General features: G+C 70.5%; 20 protein-coding genes and 2 pseudogenes. 8 read left to right on the top strand and 14 right to left on the bottom strand.

Features of this window, described 5'->3' with window-relative positions; genetic code table 11:
- Nucleotides 1–19: 19 nt before the first annotated feature.
- Nucleotides 20–499: pseudogene (locus ACFYPJ_RS07370) on the top strand (GNAT family N-acetyltransferase); the annotation flags it as partial.
- A gap of 278 nt (nucleotides 500–777) precedes the next feature.
- A complete protein-coding gene (locus tag ACFYPJ_RS07365) occupies nucleotides 778–1,089 on the top strand; it encodes a PASTA domain-containing protein (RefSeq protein ID WP_389011915.1) in 312 nt (103 codons plus the stop codon).
- Between the two features lie 169 nt (nucleotides 1,090–1,258).
- Here the strand turns inward: ACFYPJ_RS07365 and ACFYPJ_RS07360 are convergent, their stop codons facing one another.
- The 14 genes and pseudogenes from ACFYPJ_RS07360 to ACFYPJ_RS07295 all read right to left on the bottom strand — a co-directional run bounded on the left by ACFYPJ_RS07360 (nucleotide 1,259) and on the right by ACFYPJ_RS07295 (nucleotide 15,284).
- A complete protein-coding gene (locus ACFYPJ_RS07360) occupies nucleotides 1,259–1,954 on the bottom strand; it encodes a demethylmenaquinone methyltransferase (RefSeq protein ID WP_389011912.1) in 696 nt (231 codons plus the stop codon).
- A 76-nt stretch (nucleotides 1,955–2,030) separates the two neighbouring features.
- A complete protein-coding gene (locus ACFYPJ_RS07355; protein ID WP_389011909.1) occupies nucleotides 2,031–2,477 on the bottom strand; it encodes a hypothetical protein in 447 nt (148 codons plus the stop codon).
- Nucleotides 2,478–2,511: 34 nt separating this feature from the next.
- On the bottom strand, nucleotides 2,512–3,711 hold the full coding sequence (gene mqnC, locus ACFYPJ_RS07350; protein WP_389011906.1) for a cyclic dehypoxanthinyl futalosine synthase: 1,200 nt from the start codon (nucleotides 3,709–3,711) through the stop codon (nucleotides 2,512–2,514).
- A 460-nt stretch (nucleotides 3,712–4,171) separates the two neighbouring features.
- The gene (locus ACFYPJ_RS07345) at nucleotides 4,172–5,041 is read right to left on the bottom strand and encodes a prepilin peptidase (RefSeq protein ID WP_389012937.1); all 870 of its coding nucleotides are present in this window, start codon (nucleotides 5,039–5,041) and stop codon (nucleotides 4,172–4,174) included.
- Nucleotides 5,038–8,022 carry a BTAD domain-containing putative transcriptional regulator gene (locus ACFYPJ_RS07340; protein ID WP_389011903.1) on the bottom strand — a complete coding sequence of 995 codons (2,985 nt, stop codon included), beginning with the start codon at nucleotides 8,020–8,022 and terminating at the stop codon, nucleotides 5,038–5,040. The genes ACFYPJ_RS07345 and ACFYPJ_RS07340 overlap by 4 nt, the downstream gene beginning before the upstream one ends.
- A gap of 276 nt (nucleotides 8,023–8,298) precedes the next feature.
- Nucleotides 8,299–8,760, bottom strand: a complete 462-nt coding sequence (locus ACFYPJ_RS07335) for a TadE/TadG family type IV pilus assembly protein (RefSeq protein ID WP_389011901.1) — start codon at nucleotides 8,758–8,760, stop codon at nucleotides 8,299–8,301.
- Nucleotides 8,757–9,170 (bottom strand): TadE/TadG family type IV pilus assembly protein, encoded by a 414-nt coding sequence (locus tag ACFYPJ_RS07330; protein WP_389011898.1) that lies wholly within the window; start codon nucleotides 9,168–9,170, stop codon nucleotides 8,757–8,759. The genes ACFYPJ_RS07335 and ACFYPJ_RS07330 overlap by 4 nt, the downstream gene beginning before the upstream one ends.
- Complete coding sequence (locus tag ACFYPJ_RS07325) at nucleotides 9,171–9,632, bottom strand: TadE family protein (RefSeq protein ID WP_389011895.1); 462 nt, start codon at nucleotides 9,630–9,632, stop codon at nucleotides 9,171–9,173.
- Nucleotides 9,633–9,787: 155 nt separating this feature from the next.
- Nucleotides 9,788–10,039, bottom strand: a complete 252-nt coding sequence (locus tag ACFYPJ_RS07320; RefSeq protein WP_389011892.1) for a hypothetical protein — start codon at nucleotides 10,037–10,039, stop codon at nucleotides 9,788–9,790.
- A gap of 149 nt (nucleotides 10,040–10,188) precedes the next feature.
- Nucleotides 10,189–11,109, bottom strand: a complete 921-nt coding sequence (locus tag ACFYPJ_RS07315; protein WP_389011889.1) for a type II secretion system F family protein — start codon at nucleotides 11,107–11,109, stop codon at nucleotides 10,189–10,191.
- A complete protein-coding gene (locus ACFYPJ_RS07310; RefSeq protein ID WP_389012934.1) occupies nucleotides 11,106–12,101 on the bottom strand; it encodes a type II secretion system F family protein in 996 nt (331 codons plus the stop codon). The genes ACFYPJ_RS07315 and ACFYPJ_RS07310 overlap by 4 nt, the downstream gene beginning before the upstream one ends.
- An 89-nt stretch (nucleotides 12,102–12,190) precedes the next feature.
- Nucleotides 12,191–13,498 carry a CpaF family protein gene (locus tag ACFYPJ_RS07305; protein WP_389011886.1) on the bottom strand — a complete coding sequence of 436 codons (1,308 nt, stop codon included), beginning with the start codon at nucleotides 13,496–13,498 and terminating at the stop codon, nucleotides 12,191–12,193.
- A 170-nt stretch (nucleotides 13,499–13,668) separates the two neighbouring features.
- Nucleotides 13,669–14,547 (bottom strand): annotated as a pseudogene (locus ACFYPJ_RS07300) (hypothetical protein); the annotation flags it as partial.
- Nucleotides 14,548–14,564: 17 nt separating this feature from the next.
- On the bottom strand, nucleotides 14,565–15,284 hold the full coding sequence (locus ACFYPJ_RS07295) for a hypothetical protein (protein WP_389011883.1): 720 nt from the start codon (nucleotides 15,282–15,284) through the stop codon (nucleotides 14,565–14,567).
- A gap of 575 nt (nucleotides 15,285–15,859) precedes the next feature.
- Here ACFYPJ_RS07295 and ACFYPJ_RS07290 point away from each other — a divergent pair.
- From ACFYPJ_RS07290 to ACFYPJ_RS07265, 6 genes are all read left to right on the top strand, one after another.
- Nucleotides 15,860–16,453 (top strand): hypothetical protein, encoded by a 594-nt coding sequence (locus ACFYPJ_RS07290; RefSeq protein WP_389011880.1) that lies wholly within the window; start codon nucleotides 15,860–15,862, stop codon nucleotides 16,451–16,453.
- A gap of 209 nt (nucleotides 16,454–16,662) precedes the next feature.
- Complete coding sequence (locus ACFYPJ_RS07285) at nucleotides 16,663–17,487, top strand: hypothetical protein (protein WP_389011877.1); 825 nt, start codon at nucleotides 16,663–16,665, stop codon at nucleotides 17,485–17,487.
- A 73-nt stretch (nucleotides 17,488–17,560) separates the two neighbouring features.
- Nucleotides 17,561–17,860: a hypothetical protein gene (locus ACFYPJ_RS07280; protein ID WP_389011875.1), complete on the top strand. Its 300-nt coding sequence runs from the start codon at nucleotides 17,561–17,563 to the stop codon at nucleotides 17,858–17,860.
- A gap of 1 nt (nucleotide 17,861) precedes the next feature.
- Nucleotides 17,862–19,112, top strand: a complete 1,251-nt coding sequence (locus ACFYPJ_RS07275) for an enoyl-CoA hydratase/isomerase family protein (RefSeq protein ID WP_389011872.1) — start codon at nucleotides 17,862–17,864, stop codon at nucleotides 19,110–19,112.
- Between the two features lie 105 nt (nucleotides 19,113–19,217).
- Nucleotides 19,218–20,129, top strand: coding sequence for a hypothetical protein (locus ACFYPJ_RS07270; RefSeq protein ID WP_389011869.1), 912 nt, complete (start codon nucleotides 19,218–19,220; stop codon nucleotides 20,127–20,129).
- Nucleotides 20,130–20,167: 38 nt separating this feature from the next.
- Nucleotides 20,168–20,908, top strand: a complete 741-nt coding sequence (locus ACFYPJ_RS07265; RefSeq protein ID WP_389011866.1) for a hypothetical protein — start codon at nucleotides 20,168–20,170, stop codon at nucleotides 20,906–20,908.
- Nucleotides 20,909–20,962 lie beyond the last annotated feature (54 nt).

Here is a 20,962-nt window from a genome sequence, read left to right as displayed (position 1 = left end):
CCGGCTGAAGGGCTGCCCCGTGAACCGAACCCTCCCCACGGTACGACTGCGTGTGCCCACCCACGAGGACGCGTTCGCCTGGCATCGGGTGTTCGACGATCCCGAGGTCATGGAGTTCCACGGCGGCCGGACCGCGGAGTTGTCCGTCTATCAGGAACTCACCGCGCGCCAGCGGCGGCACGACGCGGAACTGGGCTTCTGCCTGTGGACGATGCTGGACGCGTCGGGCGAGGTGATCGGCTTCACCGGCGCCCAGCCCTGGGAACGGAGCTGGGGTCCGACGGGCGAGCTGGAGATCGGCTGGCGGCTCGGGCGGGCGCACTGGGGCAGGGGCTATGCCACGGCGGCGGCGCTGGAGACCCTGGAGCGGCTGCGGGTGGCGGGAGTGCCGAGCGTGGTGGCGATGGTGGACGCCCGCAATGAGCGCTCCATCGCGGTCACCCGGCGGCTGGGGATGCGGCTCGCGGAGAGGTTCATGGTGCCGCCCGCGGTGCAGGAGGCCGGAGTGCGGCCGGGGCAGGCGGCGCCGGCGAAGCCGACGGGGACAGCGGGACCGACGAGGGCAACGGGGGCAGTGGGACCGGCGGGGGCGCTGACGGCGGCGGGGGCGACGGGGGCCGGGACGCGGCAGGGGCACTGCTACCGCCTTGACTTGTGACGGACGGTAGTCATCTGTCACAGAAAGACATCTGTCGCTTCCGGGGGGCGCATGCCCGGGTTACCCTTCCAGTACCGCTGGGGGTGACATCTGTGCGCATAACACCCAAAACACCCGAAGTGCGTGTCCCGCGCCTGATCGGTCTGATGGCCGTGGACGCACGTGAGAGGGCCCGGGCACAGGGCCTGTTTCTCAACGCGCCCGACCGGCCGGACTTCCATCTCGCCGTCGTCGACTACGTCGTGCGCCAGTACCCGCAGCCCGGTGCCGAAGTGCCGCGGGAGTCCATGGTGTACGTGTGGTTCGACTTCGGCGAGGGCGACGGCGGAGGAGGAGGCGTTCGCGAGCCGCGTATCCCGAGACCGCCCTCGGGCGGACTGCAACGCGAACTGGACGAACCGGGCGGCACCTTCGAGATGACCAACCAGTGAGCCACGCCTCAGTGATCCACGGCTGGGTGAGCCACGGCCGACCTGCCGGGACCGGTGCGGGAACCACACCGACCGGCCGGCGGGACCCGCGCGGACACCACGCCGACAGGCCGGCGGAGCCGGTGCCGGAACCGCGTGGACGGGCCGCCCCCACGTCCGGCGTCGGCGCTCAGCTCTCCTTGAAGCCCCGGTGCAGGGCCACCACGCCGCCGGTGAGGTTGCGCCATGCCACCTTCGACCAGCCCGCCGCGCGCAGCCGCCCGGCCAGGCCGGGCTGGTCGGGCCAGGCACGGATGGACTCGGCGAGGTAGACGTACGCGTCGGGACTGGAGGAGACCGCCCGCGCCACCGGCGGCAGCGCGCGCATCAGGTACTCGGTGTAGACGGTCCTGAACGGCGTCCAGGTGGGATGCGAGAACTCGCAGATCACCACCCGCCCGCCGGGCCGGGTCACCCGGTACATCTCACGCAGCGCGGCGTCCGTGTCCTGTACGTTGCGCAGCCCGAAGGAGATCGTCACGGCGTCGAAGGTGTCGTCCTTGAACGGCAGCTTCGTCGCGTCCCCCGCGGTGAACGGCAGCCAGGTGTGCCGCTGCTTGCCGACCCGGAGCATGCCGAGGGAGAAGTCGCACGGGACGACGTAGGCGCCGGTACGGGTGAACGGCAGCGACGAGGTCGCCGTACCCGCGGCGAGGTCGAGGACCTTCTGGGCGGGCCGGGCGTCGACCGCCTGGGCGACGGCCTTGCGCCACACCCGGTCCTGGCCGAGCGACAGCAGGTCGTTGGTGAGGTCGTACCGTTCCGCCACGTCGTCGAACATCGAGGCGACTTCGTGCGGCTGCTTGTCCAGGGATGCGCGGGTCACGAACCCATTGTGGCAGGAGGGGTCGGACCGCCCCGGCAGCAGCCTCGGTCTTCCCGGGCCACGCCGCGTCTGGACCTCACCGTCTGCGGTGCACGAGGCGGCCCGCGCACACCGTGGCGATGCAGGCGCCGGTGTCGTCCAGGACGGCCAGGTCGGCGCGGCCGCCCGGACGCAGCGCGGTCGGCCCGGGGCCCGGCAGCACCGCCACGTCGTTGCGTTCGGCGGCCGCGCGGAGTCCGGGTGAGTCGACGTGTTCCGCCAGGACCGCCGCCGCGCCGAGCTTGAGCACGGCGTGGATCCGTTCGCGGGGGCTCGGGGCGGCCGGGAGCGGCCCTTCGTGGACGCGGGCGGGTCCCAGCCGGCCGGGCCAGCGACGCACCCGCGCGCCGGGGAACCGCTCACGCAGTTCCGCGAACGTCCCCACGGCACCGATCCCGTCGCGCCCCACCACGACGGCGCCGTCCGCGACCGGCGCGGACTCCCAGGTGACATAGACCTGGTCGGCCGCGTGCATGGTCTCCAACTCGCCCCCTCGACCGCTCGGTTCGGCTGACCGCTCAGTTCGACGCGAGCAGCTTCAGCTCGGGGTGGGCCGTGCCGCCCTCGATGGCCGTGGAGGAGATGTGCGACATCACCCGCTCGTCGACGGGATCGTTCGCCGGGTCGTCGTGGACGACCAGGTGCTCGTACGTCGTCGCGCGCTGCGCCGGGACCCGGCCCGCCTTGCGGATCAGGTCGATGATCTCCATCCGGTTGGAGCGGTGCTTGGCGCCGGCCGAGGAGACCACGTTCTCCTCCAGCATGATCGAGCCGAGGTCGTCGGCGCCGTAGTGCAGGGACAGCTGGCCGGCCTCCTTGCCCGTGGTCAGCCAGGAGCCCTGGATGTGCCGGACGTTGTCGAGGAAGACGCGGGCGACGGCGATCATCCGCAGGTACTCGAACAGCGTGGCCTGGGTGCGGCCCTTCAGGTGGTTGTTCTCGGGCTGGTAGGTGTACGGGATGAAGGCCCGGAAGCCGCCCGTGCGGTCCTGTACGTCGCGGATCATCCGCAGGTGCTCGATCCGCTCGGCGTTGGTCTCGCCGGTGCCCATGAGCATCGTCGACGTGGACTCGACGCCCAGCCGGTGCGCGGTCTCCATGATCTCCAGCCAGCGCTCGCCGCTCTCCTTGAGCGGGGCGATGGCCTTGCGCGGCCGCTCGGGCAGCAGTTCGGCGCCCGCGCCCGCGAAGGAGTCGAGGCCGGCCTCGTGGATCCGGGTGATGGCCTCCTCGACCGGCACGCCGGAGATCCGGGCCATGTGCTCGACCTCGGACGCGCCCAGCGAGTGGATCACCAGCTGGGGGAACGCCTCCTTGATGGCCCGGAAGTGCTTCTCGTAGTACTCGACGCCGTAGTCCGGGTGGTGCCCGCCCTGGAACATGATCTGGGTGCCGCCCAGCTCGACGGTCTCGGCGCAGCGCCGCAGGATGTCGTCGAGGTCGCGGGTCCAGCCCTTGGCGGTGTCCTTGGGCGCGGCGTAGAAGGCGCAGAACTTGCACGCGGTCACGCACACGTTCGTGTAGTTGATGTTGCGCTCGATGATGTACGTCGCGATGTGCTCGATGCCCGCGTACTGGCGCCGGCGTACCGCGTCGGCTGCGGCGCCCAGCGCGTGCAGCGGGGCGTCGCGGTAGAGGTCGAGCGCCTCCTCGGGGGTGACCCGCCCTCCGGCGGCCGCACGGTCGAGGACGGACTGGAGGTCGGCCTTCTCGGTCACCGGGGCGTCCCTTTCGTCGACGAAATCAAAAGGTGCGCGCGAAGCGCGCTGTGAACGGTGGTGGTGGGCGGCGGGCGGACAGACCGGACCAGCGTACGCCAGCCCGTTCGCCTCCCCGGCCGCAGGCTCCGCACGGCCGGATCCCGAGCCGCGTACCTGCCCGGCCGACGGCCGCGAGCCCGGAACACAGGGCGCGCACCCCGCCCGGCCACCGGCCGTGACCCGGTAGTGCAGGCTCCACTCCCGCCCGGCCACCGGCCGCAGGCCCGTAGTCCAACCCCCCACACCCACCCGGCCACCGACCGCGTACGGCCCCGGACGCAGCCTCCATACGGACCAGGAAGCAGCCTCCGTACGAGCCCGGACACAGCCTCCATGCGCCCCCGGACGCAGCCTCCGTACGAGCCCGGACGCGGCGTACGTACGACCAGCCCCGTCGCAGGCCACGAGCGCGCCGGTCTCAGGCCGCGTACCCGCCGATCAGCAGCCCCACGTACGCACCCGCGATCAGGAACGGCCCGAAGGCGATGGCCGATTTCCGGCCGGCCCGGCGGGCCACCACGAGGCCGCCGGCGTACAGCGCCCCGGACAGGAATCCGGCGAAGGTGCCGAGCAGCAGGGTCGGCCAGCCGTACCAGCCCAGTGCGGCGCCCGCGCCGAGGGCCAGCTTCACGTCGCCGAAGCCCATGCCGCCGGGGTTGACGAGGAACAGGACGAAGTAGCCGCCGCCGAGCGCGAGGGCGCCGTACAGCGCCGTGAGCCAGTCACCGGCGTGTTCGGGCACGGCGGCGGCCAGGGCGAGCAGGCCGAGCGCGGCGGCGGCCAGCGGCAGGGTCAGCGGGTCCGGCAGCCGCTGCACCCGGAAGTCCACGACCGCGAGCAGCACCCCCGGCGGGGCGAGCAGCAGCCAGACGCCGAGTTCGGGCCGGGTCCCGGTGGTGGCGGCGAGAGCGGCGCAGACCAGCGCGGTGACGGCCGCGAGGGTCAGGACCCGCGGGCCGTACCGGACTCCCCGCCCCCCGGCGCTCCGCACGCCCCGGTCGTCCCGGGGCGGGACGTCGGCGGGCGGGGAGTCAGGGAGCGGGCCCTCGGGGGACGAGCCGTCAGAGGGCGGCCCATCGGGGAGCCGGGGCTCCGGCCCTGCCGGGCGCCCGGCGCACTGCCCGCAGCGGCCCGGTCCGAGCCAGCCCCGTACCGGGTGCCCGGCCGGGCAGGACTCGCGCCACGGCTCACCCGCCGGGGCGGCGAAACGGTAGGCGGCCCGGGGCAGCAGCGCACCCGCCGCCGCTCCCCACAGCGCGGCGACGACGATCAGCGCGAGGTCGCTCATCCCGCCGCCGCGACGCCGTCGCGCCACGTCGGCAGCAGCTCGTCGAGGAGCGCTTCCGTGCGCGGCGGCAGTCCGCGGGCGCCGCTGCGGGTGAGCAGGTCGGCGGCGCGGGCCCGGAGCCGGTCCGATGCGCCGGTGGCGTGGGCGGCGCGCAGCGACTCGTTCCACAGCCGTTCGTCGGACGGCGCGGTGCGCAGCGCCGCGTCCAGCGCCTCGATCGCCTTCTCCGCGCGGTCCTTCTCCAGGTGGAACGCGGACAGCGCGAGCCCGATGTCGGCGACCAGCAGCGGCAGCTGGGCGTCGATGATCTCGTGGGTGAGCCAGCGGTAACGGCCCTCGGGACGGTCTGCGAGCAGCGGCCCGCGGACCAGGACCAGCGCGTCGGTGAGCAGCCGCCCGCGGACGGCCCGGCTGTCCACGCCCTTGCCCTGCGTGGCCTCGTGGTAGAGGGAGCGCAGCACGTCCAGGTCGGAGACGACGGACTTGGCGAGGGTGAGCCGGCCGGTCGCGTCGGCGGCGAGGCGGCCGGTGCCGTCCGGGTCGCTGCCGAGCCAGCCGCGCAGCCGCTCGACCAGCGCGTCCCGTACGTCCTCGGTGACGCCGCGCGGCCACAGTGCGGAGGCCAGCACCCGGGGATGCACGCCCTCCCGGTGCAGGAGCAGCAGGGCCAGCGCCTCGTGGAGCAGTGCGCTGCGCTCGCCGTCCGGGGTGTCCAGGCCGATGATCTCGTACGGTCCGACGAGCCGGGCGTAGACCGCGGGCCGGCCCTGCTCGCTGATGTCCACCAGGAACGGCGGGACGTTGACCGGACCGTCCGGATCGTGCTCCGGGTCGGCGTCGACGAACAGTTCGACGACGGCGCGCTGCTGGGCCACCGGCAGCACCTGGGCGTCCAGCTCCAGGCCGAGCAGCGGGGCGAGCAGCCTGCCCTCGGCGGTGATCTCCATCTCCCAGGCCGCGCCGGGCAGGTCGCCGGTCTCGGTGCCGACCAGGTAGCCGAGGCCGAGGCGGCCGGCGTCGGCGGCGAGTTCGGCGAGCCGCAGGGCGTCCTCGGCCGAGGGCTGGGTGGCCAGCAGCACCAGGTGCGGCGCCCAACGGGTGTGCTGGGCGGGCCCGGTCCGGCCGGTGAGGACGGAGTCGTGCCCGGCGGCGCCGAGGGCGCCGCGCCGCTGCCGGGTCTCGGCCGCCATGGTCTCGATCAGCGCTTCGATGCCGTCGAGGTGGCGCAGCCGGTTGGGGGCGAGCGCGGTCAGGTCCTCGCCGAAGCCGACGAGGGTGATGGTCATGCGGTCCGACCAGCCGTTGGTGGCGAGTTCGGCGGCGACCGACGCGAACACGGCGGCCCGGTCGGCCTCGCGTCCGCCGAGCGAGACGATGCCGGGCACCGCTTCCAGGTTGAGCAGCAGCCGGGAGTCGTCCATGGTGCCCAGGCTGACGAGGCCGGGGTAGGGGGCGGCGGTGTCCACGTCCTCGTACCGTTCGGCGTCGGCGCGGGCGAGCAGCCAGAACGTCTGGTCCTGCCCGAGTTGCCAGGGCGCGGGCGGTTTCCCGGCGGGCTGGGCGAGTTGGAGGTGCAGGTCGCCGCTGGTCAGCCAGGCGGCGTAGACGACGGGCAGCGGGCGGGACTCGGCGGTGAGCGAGGCGGCCAGGCCGCGCAGTGAGCGGTCGAGCAGCCGTACGCCCTCGGGGTCGGCGCCGACCAGCAGCGCGTCCTGCACGTCCTGGGCGTCGCCGGTCGGCGTGGGCGGCTCCATGCCGCGCCGGCCGCCGACGGCTCCGAGGGCCGACTGCCACAGCGCCTGCCGGCGCCGCCGGCCGAGCGCGCCGAGCAGGCCGGCGGCCAGCAGCGGCGCTCCGATGAGGGCTTCCGGGAGGCCGAAGGCGTGGCCGGCGGACTGGCTGCCGGACGCGGCGGGCATCGCGTGCTGCTGCCCCTGCTCGGCCCCGCCGCCGTGCGCGCCGGTCTGCTGCGCGGGCAGCGCGACCTGGGTGACACCCGAGCCGCCGCCCTGCTGGGCAGGCCCCTGGGCGTGCTGGTGCGCTCCCGCGTCCGGTCCTCCGCTGCGCGCATAGTCCTGGATCTGCTGCTGGACGTCCGGGGCGGCCTGGGCGGTGGGCATCTCGACCAGTTCGCCGCCGCGCGCGTCGGCCGGCATCTCCATGATCCAGCCGGGCCGGATGAGGCTGGCCTCGGACAGCCGCGAACCGTCGGGCTGGGCCCGGTCCTTGTTGAGTTCGTAGATCTCCTTGTACCGGCGGCCGTCGCCGAGGTGCCGCTGCGCTATCTCCCAGAGGGAGTCGTGGTGGCGGCCCTCGGGCGGCTGGATCCGGTAGTACTTCGTCCCGGCGTCCTTGGCGACCGCGCCGCCGCCGTCCGCATGGACGCCGGTCTGTGCCGCCTGCGCGGCCTGTTCGGCGAGGGCGGCGGCCGTGCCGGAGGCCTGCTCCTGCTGCTGGGCGAAGAGTCCGGGGGTCTGCTGGGCGGCGGCCACCGTGCCCTTCTGGTTGCCCTCCATGCTGTGCCCGAGCTGCGACAGGCCAGGGGTGAGGCTGGCCGCGGTGGCGCCGATCAGCAGCAGCGCGGCGACGAGTTGCCTGGCCAGCAGCTGGCTGGGCCCGGCGCCGGGCACCCGTCCGGCCAGTCCCACGCCGGACAGCGCGGCCTTGGCCTCCACGAGCACGCAGGCGGTGAACTGGGCCCAGGCGAGCCACACGATCACCGTCAGCACATGCAGGAAGGTCTGGACGGTGATCTCCTGCTGCAGCCACTGAAGACTCGGCGCCCCGTGCGGCAGCGGCCACCCGACCGTGACGGCGAGGGCGCCGGGCACGCCGACGACGAGCACGAGCAGGGCGAGGAACGCGAAGAACGCCTTGACGAAGTCCCCGAACGTACGCCGCCGCACGCGTACCGGCTGCGGTGTCCGATTCCTCGGGCCCGTCGGGCTTCCCGTCGAGCTTGATGTGCTGCGTCGCGCCATGGCGGGTGTCCTGGGTCGTGGGTGGTCGTATGTGGTCGTGGGTGGTCGTGGGTGGTCGTGGCTGGGAGGAACGAGGCGGGGCGGGTCGAGCGGGTGGATCCTAGGGAGATCCTATTGACTGGGACCGACACCGGCGAAGGTCCGCGGCGGCCGAACCCGGCGCACCGGCGGTCCCGTTCACCGGAGCACCGGTCCCCGAGCGCCGCCCCCGGCGGTCGTCATCGGTCTCCCGCGCCACGTCTTCTCCCCGTACGAACGTCATGACGCACCCCGGCCTCAGCCGACCTCGTTCCGCGCCGCCGCCCGGCCGTGCACGACCACGTTCCCGCCGTAGAACATTCCGGTGAACACCGGCTGGTAGGTCAACTGCACCTCGACCTCGACCTGTTGGGCGTCGGCCAGCACGCAGTGGGTCGCGGCGGTGTCGGCGCCCGTCATGTTCATCTCGCGGGCGAAGGTCTTCACCCGTGCGTCGCAGTTCTGGTAGTTGATCGGCGCCGCGCCGCCCGCGTTCTCGTAGAGGTTCTCCTTGTCTATGTCCTGGGCCGCGTAGCGGGCCGCCTGTTCCGCGATGTCGGCGGCGCGTTCCCGCTTGGAGATGGACATGCCGCCGTCGATCACGAAGGCGGACAAGGAGAGGAAGACGAGGGCGAAGATGATCACCGCGCCGGCGCCGGAACCCCGGTCGTCCAGCCCGGTCCGGCGCGCGGACCACCAGGCACGTACGGCTGTGCTCACGCCGACCTCCGGAACGGGTCGAGCGGCGAGCTGAAGCTCGACGCCAGCCGGGTCGGGATGTCCAGGCCCAGCATGGCCAGGCCCCGTACCTGGCAGCTCACCTCGACGGTGAAGATGGTGCCGGACACGAAGCCCTGGCTGGTCTGGACGACGGCGACCGGGCCGGAACAGATATCGGCCAGGTCCGCCTCGGCGGCCCTGCGGGCCTCGGCCATGGCGGTGCCGTGGTCCTTCTGGATCGAACCGGCGCGGGCCGCGTCCCGCGCGGCGCCGTCCAGCGCGCCCCGGCCGTCGACCAGTTGGCCGAAGGCGACCAGGACGAGGATGAACAGGATCATCACCGGCGCGAGGATCACGACCTCCACCGTGGACAGCCCCCGGTCGTCGCCCACGGCGTCACGGCCGCGCATTCAGTTGCCCCCTTCCGGCACGAACCGCTCCACCGGTCCGGAGGACTGCGCGTGCACGGTCAGGTCGAGGCCCGGGAAGACCGTGGGGATCCGCGCCGAGATCTCCACGCCCACCGTGCCCGCATCCGGCTGGAGCAGCTTCACGTCGGGCGCGACCACCAGCTGCGGGCCGAGCTGGCTGATGTAGGAGTCGACGACGTCACGGGCCTCGCCGCGCCAGGCGCCGGGCTGTTCGTCGGCGGTGGCGCGGGCCTTGCGGGCGCCCGCCTGCGCCGCCGCCTGGGCCACGTGGTCGGCGAAGAAGTACAGCGCGAACTGCACCGTCGCGAAGATCATGAAGAACAGGACGGGGGTGAGCAGCACGAACTCGATCGCGGTCATGCCCGAGTCACCGGTCTCGCCGCGCGCGGCCCGCGCACGGCGACGCGCCCATCTGCCCACGCCCACAAACAACCCCGTCATCCCCGTCGTGTCGCGCCGTATCGTCGTGTCGCGCCGTGTCTCCACGTCGCGCCGTATCGTCCTGTCGCACCGTGTCTCCACGTCGCACCGGACCTTCACGTCGCGCCGTGTCGTCGTGTCACGTCCTGCGGTGTGGCCCCGCCCCGTGCGCGCGGTCAGCAGGTCTTGCCCGCGTCCGCGCCCCTGATGCAGTCGCCGACCTTGTTAGCGCCGTCGCTCAGCGCGGTGTTGATGATCGCGGCCACCACACCGACGATCGCCACCACCACCGCGGAGATGATGACCCACTCGACGGCGGAGGCGCCACGGTCCAGTTCGCCGGAGCGGGCGCGCTGCACCCGGCCCTGCAAGAAGGTGACCAGGAAGTCCACCGCCGGGATTCCGGTGCGGACGGTGCGTTCAGTCATGGAGGTCGTCCTCTCGACTCAGCTCGACTCGGCTGACGGTCTGGGCAGTGGAAACAATGGAACGGAAGCAGCGAAGAAGCAGGTGGTTGCGTAGCCAGGTGAAGGCGCTGGATTCGGGTCGTAGGACTCGTCGTCGCCGGTCGGAGAGTTCACACCTGGAACACCCGCACGGCCGCAGGGAAGATCAGGAACACCAGGAACCCCGCGCACAGCAGCAGCTGCGCCACGAGCATCGACTGGGACTTCTCGCCCGCGCTGCCCTCGATCTCGGCGAGTTCGCGGTGCCGCATGGTCTCGGCGCGGGAGGCGAGCGACTCGCGCACCTTCGCGCCGTCGTCCGCGACCAGCGCCAGCGAGGCCGAGAGGTCCTTGAGTTCCTCCACGCCCAGCTCCTCCCCGAGTTGCCCGAGCGCCTGCCACTGGCTGATGCCGGTGATCCGGGCATCGGACAGGGCGCTGCGGATGCGCTGGTTGGCCCAGCCGTCGGAGACCTCGGCCGCCGCCATCAGCGCCTCGGGCAGACCCCGGCCGCCGGCCAGGCTCATCGACACCAGGTCCAGATACGCCCCGATGACCCGTCGCAGGTCCCGGCGCTTGTCGGCCGCGTCCCGCCGTACTTCGAGGTCGGGCAGGAAGAAGAAGAGTCCCGCGAACATCAGGGCCAGCCAGACCGGGATGACCGGGCTGCGGCCGAAGCCCAGCGTGTAGACCACCGCGAACAGGAACGGCCCGAAGAACAGCCCGGCCGTGGCCAGCAGCACCTTCGTCGCCAGGAACTTCTCCCAGCTGCGGTCCAGGACGGCGAGGTCGGCACGGAGCGAGCGCTGTTCCCAGCCCTGGTGCAGATAGAACTCGGAGACGCGGGCGCCGATCTCGGCGCGCAGCGCGCCGAAGCGTCCCGTGTCCTTCGACTGCCGCGCCGACTCGTACGCCGCGCCCCGTGCCCGCATCGCGTCGATCCGCGCGACCTGGGCGACCGCGCTCCGCCTGGACGGCATCAGGGCGCGGATGAGGGCGTAGACGCCCAGTCCGAAGACCACGCCGATCAGGATCGGCATCGTCAGGTTCACCGGCGTACACCTTCTTCCGACGGGAACGGCTGCGACGCGTGGGACTGGTGCGGCAGTGGGGCCTGCTGGCCGGGCTGCTGGGTACTCGTGGCCGCGCCGCGGGGCCGTACGAACTGCACCGACGACTCGTCGCGGACCAGGAAGCGTTCGGGCGTCTCGATCGTGGACAGCTTGCGCAGCCACCAGAAGCCGAGCGCGAACAGGGCGCAGACGACGGCGAGGACGAGTTGGCCGACCGGGCTGCCGTACGGCGAGACGAAGTCGCGGTTGAAGATGGCCAGTCCGAGGACGAACGCGATCGACACCGCGACCACGATCTGCACCGAGCGGCGCGTGGAGGCACGCTGGGCCATCACGCGCTGGCGCATGTCGACCTCCTCGCGCGCCGACTTGGCGAGCGCACCGAGGACCTGGCGCAGGCCGGGGCCGCGCAGCCGGGCGTTGAGGATCAGTGCGGCCACGATGATGTCCGCGGACGCGTCGTCGATCTCGTCGGCGAGCACCTGGAGCGCCTCCGGCAGCGGCGTACGGGAGCGCAGCCGGTCGACGAGGGCGTCGAGGTGGGGGCGCAGGACGGGGGCCGCGGCCCGTGCGGACGCCGGGATGGCCTGCTCCAGGCCGACCGCGCCGGCGATGGTGTCGCGCAGGGACTCCGTCCAGGAGGCCAGGGCCTCCACCCGGCGCATGGCCGCCCGCTCCTCCCCGGCGCCGCCGAACAGCCGGTCCCAGAAGAAGACGAGGACGCCGGCCGCGAGACCGGCCACCGCCCAGCGGGTCAGCAGCAGGACGGCGAGCCCGATGATCGCGGCGAGCGAGCCGCGCTGCCCGGCGAACCGGATCAGTTCGGCGGCCCGTTCGTTGGCCTTCTGCTTCTCGTGCGCCGGCTTGGCGGGCAGGCCGCGTACGGCGAGCATCAGCAGCGCGAGACCACCGCCGACGGCGACGCCGCTGCCGATCGAGTACAGGACGGTGGTGGAGAAGAGGCCGCCCATGGAGCCGAGCGAACCGAGGGCCGTACGGGTGACGGCGTCGCCGGCAGTCGCGGCGGTGGCAGTGGCAGTGGCACTGAAATAGGTCATGGTCACCCCCACGCCCCGTGCGGCTGGTAGCCGTAGGCCATCAGGTCCTCCAGGCAGGCTATGGGCGCGTGCGGCACGACCCGGCCGTCGGGCGTCTCGGCGAACACCTCGCTGGACAGCACCCGGCCGTCGACGCCGTTGACCTCGCGGACCGAGGTGACCACGCGCTGGAGCCGGCCGCCGGTGTGGAAGTTGTTGCGCCGCTGGACGAAGACGACGAAGTTCACGGCGCCCGCGATCAGCATCTGGCTGGCCTCGATGGGCAGCCGCTCGGACGCCTGCAACGCGTACGTGGAAATACGGTTGAAGACCTCGCTGGAGCTGTTGGCGTGGATCGTGGAGAGCGAGCCGTCGTTGCCCTGCGACATCGCGTTGAGCATGGTGACGATCTCGTCGCCCAGCACCTCACCGACGATCACCCGGGACGGGTTCATGCGCAGCGAGCGGCGGACCAGTTCGGCCATGCTGATGGTGCCCTGGCCCTCGGAGTTGGGCAGTCGTTCCTCGAACGCCACCACGTTGGGGTGGAGGTCGGTGAAGGTGTCGAGCCCGAGTTCCAGGGCGCGTTCGACGGTGATGAGCCGCTCGCCCGGCGGGATCTCGTTGGCGAGGGCGCGCAGCAGGGTCGTCTTGCCCGCGTTGGTGGCCCCCGCGATCATGATGTTCTTGCGGGCGCGGACGGCGCAGGCGAGGAAGTGGCCCAGCTCCGGGCCCAGGGTGCCGTTGCCGACGAGGTCGGAGATGAACACCTTGCCCATGCGCGCCCGACGGATGGACAGCGCGGGCCGCCGGGCGACGTCCATGACGGCCGAGAGCCGGGAGCCGTCGGGCAGTCGCAGGTCGAGCTGCGGGTTGGCGGAGTCGAAGGGCCGGGAGGACAGACCGGAGTAGGCGCCCAGCACCTGGATCAGCTCGATCAGTTCCTCGTCGGTCTCGGCGACGGGCTCGCCCTTGACCTCGTGCCCGTCCGAGTAGCCGACGAAGACCTGGTCGCAGCCGTTGATGTCGATGTTCTCGACATCGGGGTCGTCCAGCAGGGGCTGGAGCCGGCCCACGCCGAAGAGAGCGGCGTGCACGGCGGCCGCGTACTGCTCCTCGGTCTCGGCGTCCAGCGGCGTACGGCCCGCGTTGATCTCGGTGCGGGCGTACTCCTCCAGGATCTGCGCTATGACCGCGCGGGCGTACTGCCGCTCGTCCTCCGTGGACATCGGCGATACGCCGTTCACCTGGTCCTGACGGCGCTGCTCGGCGATGCGGTCGCCGGCGTCCTGCCGGAACCGCTTGACCAACTGATGGTCGACAGCGGTCACCGGCCGGCCCCCGCGTGACCCTGCTGGGGCGGCTGACCCTGTTGCTGGCCCTGATGCGGTTGCTGCTGACCCTGCTGGCCCTGATGCGGTTGCTGCTGACCCTGCTGGCCCTGATGCGGTTGCTGCTGACCCTGATACTGCTGGTGCTGGGCCTGATGCTGCTGTTGCTGACCCTGGTGCTGGGGCGGCCGGCCCTGATACTGGGCCTGCTGCTGGGACTGGTGCGCCTGCTGGGCCTGGGCGGAGGCGGCCCACGCGGCGCCGTACTGCTGGTACAGGTCGGCGGTGACCTTGCGGGCCGAACGGATCAGCAGCGACTTGTCCAGACGCCCCCGCTTGCGGCCGGCCAACTGCTCGGCGCCGGACGGATCGTCGGCGAGCGTGCCGACGACCCGGGCGCCGGTCTGGGCGTGCACCAGCATGTCGTTGACCTGGCCGGCGAGCTTTGCGGAACTGCTCGGGTCGGCGATCAGGACGACGCCGATGAGCGGCGTGGCGAGGGTCGCGGCGCCGCGCGGACCGCCGTGCAGCTTGACGGAGAGTGCGGCGGCGCGGTCCCGGACCCGGGCCAGCGACTCGGGCTCGGTGCGCGCGACGAGCAGGACGAGCGCCGCGTGCGGGAACAGTTCCACGGCCGGGGTGTCGCCGCTGATGCGTCCGCAGTCGGCGAGGACGTCGGCGGGCGCGTTCGGGGAGTCGGCCAGGGAGGCGAAGGCGTGCCCGAGGGTGGGCCACAGCCCGGCCAGCCCGGCGGCCTGCTCGGCGATACCGAGCCCGACCAGCACTTCGAGCCCCCCGCTCAGCGGCTGCACATGGTCCCAGAGCTGGTCGGGTACGAGCCCGCGCCGGGCCGTGGCCGCTATGGACAGCATGCCGGTGTTCGGGTTGAGCGGCCCGCCGTGCGCGGCGGCACTGCGGTAGACCAGGTCACCGCCGGCCGGGTCGGCCTCGGCGAGCAGCGCGCGCCTCGGCCAGACGGCCGCGAGCGCGACGGCGGCGGTGGTGACGCCGGGGGAACCCTTGTCGGCGGCGATTGCGATGAGCGCCATGGGGTGGGTGCCGCCTTCTAGTTGCCGGTGCCGGGAACTCGCACGACGGCCACCGCGTTGGCGGACGCGGCACGTGCCACGGCGGCGGCGTCGGCCTCGTCGACGAGCAGGGTCAGCGAGAGGTTGCCGGTGCTGACGGTGGCGTCGCTGCCGTCGGACTTCGAACTGACCCGCGCGTTGCCGACGATGAGCCCGTCGGAGGAACTCCCGGCCGAGTCGGCCGAGTTGCCCGGGTTCGAGCCGCCGGAGGGGACACTGTAGACGGCGACGGTGTCACCGGCCTTGATGTCGGCCGGGTACTGGCCCTGCTTGAGGGAGACGCCGACGGACGCCTTCCCCTTGGGGAGGGAGTCACCCGCGGCGAACATCTGCCCCACCACGACCGACCCCTGGTAGATGGTGGACTTGGCCTTGAGGGTCTTGAGGGTGTCGAGCTGGTCCCAGCGGACGTAGTCGATGCCGTCGTCGGCGGCGACCATCACGGAGGTCACACCGCCGTCCTTGACGGACTCGCCGGCCGCGATCTCCTTGGTCACCTTGATGACCTCGATCCGGTCCCCGGCACGCAGCACGAGCGTCGTGGCACCCAGCGCGCCCAGCAGGATCAGCAGTACGGCGAGCGCGGCCAACGCCGGTTTGCGCTCACGAGGCGGAGTGGGCAGCCGGTCACCGACCGACGGCTGAGCCGGAGCAGCGGCACGACCCGCGCCCGCCCCCGTACGCTCCTGGATCTTCACGCAACCGCTCCCCGTACGTGCAAGAAATGTCTGCCAAGTTGCCAACAAACGCGGACACTTCACCCCCGACGCTCGCGTGAAAAACGCGAGACGTGCTGAACGCACCGCCCCAGCCGGGCAATTACCCAGCACCAGAGTGAGTGTCAAGCGAACGCACCGTATCAGCCGTGCATAAGCCCCTCAAGGCACTCGCCACGTGCGCGAACCCGCCCGGAACACGGTTGCGCTCCGCAACGACCGTCGAACGCACAGCAGTTGAACCAAGGGGCTACGGAGCCTACTGCCTGTGCACGGGCGAACACCCGACAATCCCACCGCCGGACAAGCGCTCACCTGGAAGACACGATGCCTGCACGTTTCACTCACGCGAGGTTCGGGTGATACCCCACCATCCGTACGGAGAACCTCCGCCGGCCCACGTCACTCCACCGCCCGACGCCGCTCCAACCTGGCGGAACCTCCAACCCCAGGGATACCGTCAGTGCCCTTGACAGTCTTCATGTCTCAACGGGGAGCCCACAGTGATGCGCCGCTCTGCGCCAATTGCCGCCGCGGTTACCGCAACCGCAAGTCTGTTGCTGACGGGGTGTGGTGGGGGTGGTTCAGGCACGGGCGGGGGGAAGATCGCGGGGGCCGACACGGGCAGTTCGAAGACGTCCGCAGCACCGAGCGCGGACGCCGCCGCCGGCCGTCCCAAGATCACACTCCCGAACGATCTGCAGGACGCGTTCGAGGGGTGGAAGACGGGCGACGCAACCGAGAACGCGGTCCTGGCCGACGTGGCACAGCGGATCGACGCCACCAACTACGCCATCACCCAGGGCAATGCGGAGCAGCCGGAGCTCGGCTTCTACTACAGCGGCACCGCCCTGGCCGACGCCAAGGACTGGGTTCAGTCCATCGCCAAGGACGGCTACTCCATCACCGGAACAAATCGCTACTACGACGCAAAGATCGAGGTCTTCGACTCCACTTCAGCAGGTGTCGTCTACTGCGAGGACCAGAGCAGGGCGTATGCCAAGGACCGGAAATCCGGGAAGGTCCACAAGACCGCAGTGACCGACCAGTCCTACGTCCTCTACTCGACCAGGGTGCAAAAGAACAAACAGGGTGTCTGGCAGGCAACCAAGCTGACTTCCCAGAGGGGCCACAAGTCATGCACTCCGTGATCTCATGCAGCAGGATCGCGACGGTGGGTTTCCTCGCCGGGTCCCTCATGCTCACTGCACCAGGAACCGCCTTCGCGGACTGGCCCCCGAGCAGCGGCACACAAGGGCACACTGAGCAGTCCGGAGGCACCGACGGAGGAGGCCTGACCTCCAGGGTCACCTACTCCGGTTCGGTACGCGGGACCGGAAGCAACGCGCACGTGCGGCCAGTGACGAACTGGAGCCCACCCGCATGCTGGTACGAGCCGAGAAGCGCCGCGGACTTCTCGAAGTACGTCGAGAACATGTACACGGAAACGATCAATACGCCGGGACAGCACAGCTACGCCAAGGCGTCCGTCGGCATGTTCCGCAACGACTACAAGGACGGCACGTACAAGAACTACAACCTCGACATACAGGACGAGGGCAACTGGTGGGTCGCCGTCGTCGACGAGGACCGGTGGATGGAACCGGCAGCCCAGGACTGCAACAAGCAGCCCTTCTGGGTGGAGAACGGCGACACGCCGCCCGTGGACAACGCGATCACCCCCCAGATCCTCGCCGAACTCGCCTACAACCGCGTCCAGCTCCCCGCCACCGAGGTGAGCCTGGCGCCGCAGGGCACCACCAAAGTCAATCTGCCCACCTGGGCCTGGCTCGACAAAGCCACGTTCAGGCCGGTCTCCGTGACCGCCGCCCTCGATGTCGGCGGCATTCGCATCCAGGCCACGACCACCGCGAAACCAGTCGCGCTCAGGCTCGAACCCGGCACTCCGGACGCTACGACCCACCCAGATTCGGGCGCATGCACGCTCAACGCCGACGACTCCGTCGGAGAGCCCTACGCGAAGGGCAAGGCCGACCGGACCCCGCCCTGCGGCGTCACCTACCTGCGGTCCTCCGGGAACGGAACCTACAAGCTACGGGCAACGGTGACCTGGCAGATCACCTGGACGGGCACGGGCAACCCCGGCCCGAAGAGGCTCCCTGACGGCACGTTCGGCAACGACCAGGCCGTCACCGTCCAGGAGATCCAGTCCGTCAACCGCTGAGGACCTGCCCACCAGCTGGGCGACGTCGGCACACGACGGGCCCGTGACCGGAGAGCGAAGACCGGAAGACGACATGAGCGACCTGCGCCTCGAAGACACCGTCTTCGAACACCTGAAGAAGACCTTCTCCACCATCAGCGACCGCATGGAGGACGCCCGCCGCAGCCTGCGCGGCACCGATGCCTCGGCCGTCGGCGAGAGCAAACTCATCGACGACGTGCAGGACTTCGCCGACGACTGGGGCTACGGCATCAAACAGCTCGGCAAGCACACCCAGGGCGCCGTGAAGATGATCAACACGATCGGCGACACCTTCGACAAGCTCGACCAGGAACTCGCCGAATCATTCAAGGTCAAGAAGAAGGGCAAGTGACGTGACCGGCAAGCGGCCCTCCTTCCCGCGCATAGGCTGGGACCCCACCCCCGGGGACGTGATCGACACCCGGGAACTCGCCAAGCGGCTCGGCAACCTGGCCGGCGAACTCGGCACCGCGGTACACGAACTCGAACGCATCGAATGCGGCGCCTGGAAGGGCAAGACCGCGGTCGCATTCACCGAGTACATCGGCGAGGACGTCACCCCTCTCATCCGCAAGAGCTACGAATCGTTCGACAAGGCGTCCCGGGCCCTTTACCGATGGGCGGGAGAGCTCCAGGACTTCCAGGACGAAGCGGACCGGCTCGAAAAGCTCGCCGGTGAAAAACTCGACGCCCAGGACAAGGCAAAAGGCGAGGCCGGCAGCGACGGCAGCGAAGAACTCGGCAAAGCCTCCGGCGCCGTCGACGAGGTCATCACCAAGGTCCACGATCTCGAAGACCGCTACAAGCAAGCCGCCCACAAGATAGGCAAGGAACTCGACAAGGCCGCGGACATAGCCCCCGACGAGCCCGGCTTCTGGGACAAACTCGGCAAGGGCATAGCGGACGCCTGGGACGCCACCGGCGACTGGCTGAAGGACCACGCCGACCTGATCAAAACGATCGGCGACGTCCTCAGCAACGCGTCCGCGGTACTGGGCATGCTGGCCATCGCCACCCTCCCCTTCCCCCCACTCGCCGCCATCTTCGGCACGGCCGCCCTCATCGGCAGCGGACTGGCCCTGGCTGCCCATGGCGTCGCCATGGCCGCCGGGGCGGATGTGAGTTGGATGACGCTGGGGACCGATGCCCTCGGATTGATGCCGGGAATCGGGATGTTCGGGAAGGGGGTCAAGGTCGCCGGTGCGACCGCCAAGGGTGCCCGTGGTGCTGCGGCGGCCAAGGCCGCCCTGCTGGGCAAGGGGTTCCAGGTTACAAATCTCGGTAAATCACGCATCCTGATGTCCATGGGGGCAGCCTCGAAGGACCTCAAGGAGGGATTTGGGCTGGCCGGCTTGGTAAAGATCGGCGGAAAGTCAGAATTCACCTACGAGGTTGCACATGCAAGTAGTGGCCTGGCATCACGCATGGGGGGTCTCGTCAGCGCCGGTTACCACGAAGGGCAGTGGATCGGCACCAAGGGAATCAATACCCTGACAAAATTTCACGTGGATCCGATAGGCAACATGGGCAGGGCCATCGACGGCAGCCTCAAAATCGCCCCCAAAGTCATCACCAACATCAAGGACGCCGTCTCCGGCGATTAGCCTTACACCTCCGAAGCCAGACCGTGACCACGCACCGGAACATGGACGGCAGAGGGCGTCACGGAGACGGACCACTGGGTCAGAACGCAGGGAGTGCATACCGAGATGAACATCTGGCAGCCCGAACCGGGGGAAACACTGCTCGCCCGCGCTCCCGTCACCTACGCAACGGGCGCCGCAATGAGCGTCCGAGGCATGCGCTGGTTCCGTGACACCGACCGCAATGACATCCAGCACGAGCTTCCCGGCTGGCCCGAAGGCCCCTCCTACGCAGCCCGTTCGGCAGGCGGCACAGCAGCCCTGAAGTCTCTCAAGGGGGCCGGAATGGTGGTGGGGACGGCCTTCATGGCCCTCCTCAGCGCTGCGGGCGGCAACATCGCGGGCCCCTCAGACAACTCCGGCTCCGACACGCCGGACGAACCCGCGGACGAGGTCGAGGACTTCCCGGTCATGTGGGCCGCACCCGGCAGCATCGCCCGCACCCTGCCCTGGCAACTCGACCCCGGACGCACCGACCAGAAACACCAACTCACCCACGCGATCGTCACCGACCGCAGACTCGTCGTCGTCGAACTGCCCTACGACAAGAAGAACGACGAGGCGATCGACGACGAGGTCCTCTGGCAGTGCCCACGCACCGACATCAGCAAAATTGAACTCAAGGACTTCAGGGACGGCCACGACTTCAAAGTCGTCTTCATGGACGGCTCATGGTCCAGACTAACGTCCACTTCACGCAGGAAGCTGACACGTTACCTGGAGATCACTCCTGAGCTGCTCCCACTTGATTCCCTTACCTCACAACAGCGAACAGTTGTCTCGGCGTTCGCGGCCGAGGTCAACATGCCGGATTCCGTGTCTCCTATCATCACGCGCAATCCATGCGGACACTACATCGTCGACATCCTGCTGCCGAGTCGGTTCACTTCCATTTTCGGAGCCTCGGAACAGAGCCTCGTCATGGACGAAAAAGGTCAGGAAGTCGACCCCAGGGAATACCACCCTGAAGACCTCTGAACCCACCGGCACACCACACTCGAAACGGCCCGCACCCCATGTCTCCCTCTGCCGATCCCACCGCTCTCCTTCCCGCGCCCCTTCCCTCGACGGATCCACCGCCCGTCTGGTTCCTGGCCCCCGAGGGCTTCTTCGCACTACCCCTCGCCGACAGCCCCGACGAGCGTGCGGCTCGAGCGCACTCCTTCGTGCGGGACCTCTACTCCCGCGGCGACGAAACCGTCTGGGGACCCGCCGCCCCGTACTACTCGGCCATCGCCGAACTCATGCAGGACACCGGCGTCTCCTACGCCGCGATGGGCCTGTTCTCCACCTCCGAGGAGGAACGCACCCCAGAGGGCGACATAGCCAGGCACGACCTCTCCGGCGGCGCTGCCCAGTGCGCTTTCACCCTGGCCGCGATACCCACGGACCAGGCGGAGGCCGACACCGATGTCGTAGCACAGGGAATCCTCGCGGCCCTTTCCGCGGACCGGTACAACGAGGTCGACTGGCTCGACCTCCCCTGCGGCCCGGCCGTGTCATGCGTCAGCTGGCGTCAGCTGAACCTCAACCCCGCCATGACGGCGAGCGGCGAGGCCACGGAACTCGTCACCGCCCAGATCCAGGTCCACATACCGTTCCCGACGGGCCCGTTCACAGCCGTCTTCACGCTTTTCACCGCCTCCGTGGATCAGTGGAGCCAGTTCGTCGAGATGATGGGGGGGATTCTTCAGACGGTTTCTTTCGCGGATCCCACGGAGGACTTGGCGCTCCTTGCGTCGGCCGAGGAAGCCTGAGAGCCGGAGCGACGCCGGCCATGAAGCGGAATCCCGGTGTGCAAGCAGGGCAGG

The sequence above is a fragment of the Streptomyces sp. NPDC006012 genome (assembly GCF_042871185.1).
In the GTDB taxonomy this organism is placed as follows: domain Bacteria; phylum Actinomycetota; class Actinomycetes; order Streptomycetales; family Streptomycetaceae; genus Streptomyces.
The sequence above is the reverse complement of the archived record's forward strand: the minus strand, read 5'-3'. Positions and strand labels throughout refer to the sequence as shown.

Bases quoted from the DNA above. Each gene is read 5' to 3' on its own strand.
- ACFYPJ_RS07345 (WP_389012937.1), bottom strand. From the start codon at position 5,041: ATGAGCGACCTCGCGCTGATCGTCGTCGCCGCGCTGTGGGGAGCGGCG.
- ACFYPJ_RS07310 (WP_389012934.1), bottom strand. From the start codon at position 12,101: ATGGGCGGCCTCTTCTCCACCACCGTCCTGTACTCGATCGGCAGCGGC.
- ACFYPJ_RS07265 (WP_389011866.1), top strand. From the start codon at position 20,168: ATGTCTCCCTCTGCCGATCCCACCGCTCTCCTTCCCGCGCCCCTTCCC.
- ACFYPJ_RS07320 (WP_389011892.1), bottom strand. From the start codon at position 10,039: ATGACTGAACGCACCGTCCGCACCGGAATCCCGGCGGTGGACTTCCTG.
- ACFYPJ_RS07340 (WP_389011903.1), bottom strand. From the start codon at position 8,022: ATGGCGCGACGCAGCACATCAAGCTCGACGGGAAGCCCGACGGGCCCG.
- ACFYPJ_RS07280 (WP_389011875.1), top strand. From the start codon at position 17,561: ATGAGCGACCTGCGCCTCGAAGACACCGTCTTCGAACACCTGAAGAAG.
- ACFYPJ_RS07330 (WP_389011898.1), bottom strand. From the start codon at position 9,170: ATGCGCGGCCGTGACGCCGTGGGCGACGACCGGGGGCTGTCCACGGTG.
- ACFYPJ_RS07325 (WP_389011895.1), bottom strand. From the start codon at position 9,632: ATGACGGGGTTGTTTGTGGGCGTGGGCAGATGGGCGCGTCGCCGTGCG.
- ACFYPJ_RS07270 (WP_389011869.1), top strand. From the start codon at position 19,218: ATGAACATCTGGCAGCCCGAACCGGGGGAAACACTGCTCGCCCGCGCT.